Source organism: Candidatus Thermoplasmatota archaeon, assembly GCA_029907305.1.
Taxonomy (GTDB): Archaea; Thermoplasmatota; E2; order DHVEG-1; family DHVEG-1; genus JARYMC01.
This window is the reverse complement of sequence record JARYMC010000117.1, coordinates 1-1,857: the sequence shown is the minus strand read 5'-3', so window position 1 is coordinate 1,857 and position 1,857 is coordinate 1. Positions and strand designations below refer to the sequence as shown.

General features: G+C 34.6%; 1 pseudogene (only partly in view). It reads left to right on the top strand.

Annotated features, from left to right (window positions below):
- Nucleotides 1-1,857, top strand: a pseudogene (locus tag QHH19_07100) (NosD domain-containing protein); it begins 394 nt to the left of the window's first position.

Here is a 1,857-nt window from a genome sequence, read left to right as displayed (position 1 = left end):
CATTAAATACATCAGCGGTAGAAATAAGCGATTTAAAAATTATTAATCCTATAGAGTATGGTATCTACGTTTCACCAGGAAGTACGAGATGTACTATATCAAATATTTACATAGAACCAACTACTTATATCGGCATTTATGTACGCGGCGCTGAAACAAAGATTATAAATTGTGATATCAGAGGCGCATCACTAACTTATGGTAATGGGATACTTTTACGTGAATCTAAAAGTATTGTAAAAGACTGCAACATACAAGGGTTTAGCATTGCGATTTTAATATTACTCAACTCAGATAACCATCTGATCACAAATTGTAATTTATTCAACAACGAAGAAGCAATAGACATCAGAATAGATTCAGATAGAAACATAGTTACTGAATGTAACATCTATGCCAACGAATTAGGCGTTTACATTTGGCAAAACTCTAACAATAATCAAATTTATCTAAACAACTTCTGGAGAAATAAAATAGACGCAAAATCAGAGGGAAACAACAAATGGGATAATAACTCACGAGGCAACTACTGGGGCAATTTAGACACGATAGATGCTAATAAAGACGGTATAAGTGACAAACCATATACAATATCTGAAGGAAATGTGGATAACTATCCACTGACATCAATGATACCATCAGATAAAATAATGCCACCCACACTCATTAGGCTTACCACAAGTGTATCAAACAACAGACCCTCATTCGCATGGAGCCCTGCGTTTTCTGTCGCTGGCATAAAAGGATACTACATTAAAATCGACAATAAACCAGAAATATTTATAGGAAACGCAGAAAGTTGGACCTCGACTGATACCATTTTAGATGGTGCCCACACATTCTACATAAGAGCAGTATCCAACGATAATAAAACAACAGACTACGCCTCAATAAAGTTTTCCATAGATACAACATTTATAGATTTAGATGGAGATGGATGGAGTGATGTAGATGAAACATTATATGGGACTGACCCAAATAACCCGGATAACTACCCAATAGATTCAGATGGTGACGGCACACCAGACTCTATAGATACAGATAATGATAACGATGGTTTAAACGATGCGATAGAATTACACCTCGGTTCAAACCCAAAAGATAAATCAGATGTAAAGAAAATATACCCCGGTGGAAAACCATACTTCATTGTTGATGTAAACCAAGATGATACATATGATCTTCTCTACGACCTATCAACAAACACAAGCCTAGGGTTAGAAAAATCCGGTGACAAATACCTACTCGATATAAACAACAATGGAAAATGGGACTACATATACAACACCATAGATGGATCAGTATCAAAAATCGAAGAAGAACAAACAGCATTAACACAGACAATTTGGATTGGCATAATAATCATAATAATCGTAACAATCCTCCTCCTTTTCTACTACATTATAAAAAGACCAACTAAACCCGTAGCACCTAAAACAACTGTTGAAAAACCCATAACAGAAGAAATAAAAACACACCCCTCAATCAAAACCGAAACCATCCTAGAGAAACAAGAGGCAGCAGACGAAACAAAAGCGCTACTTAAACTTATACACAAAGATTTCACTACATACATGGAAAAGTTACAACAAATAACAGAGCAACTAGCATCTTCTCAACAAAAAGAAAAAGAGAGAAAAGAGGAAACAATGAAATCATCAGTAGATGAAAAACATCCACAAAAGAGAGACGTAGAAGAAATTAAATTAGAAACAGAGAAAAAAATATCATCTAAATATGAGGATAAACGAGAAAAATTGTTTAAAGAACATATAGTGTATTATGTTGAACCAAAAGAAAAAGTAGCTCGTTCCACTAAAGAAATTGTCGTAGAAATTCCTTCCGAAGATCAAATTC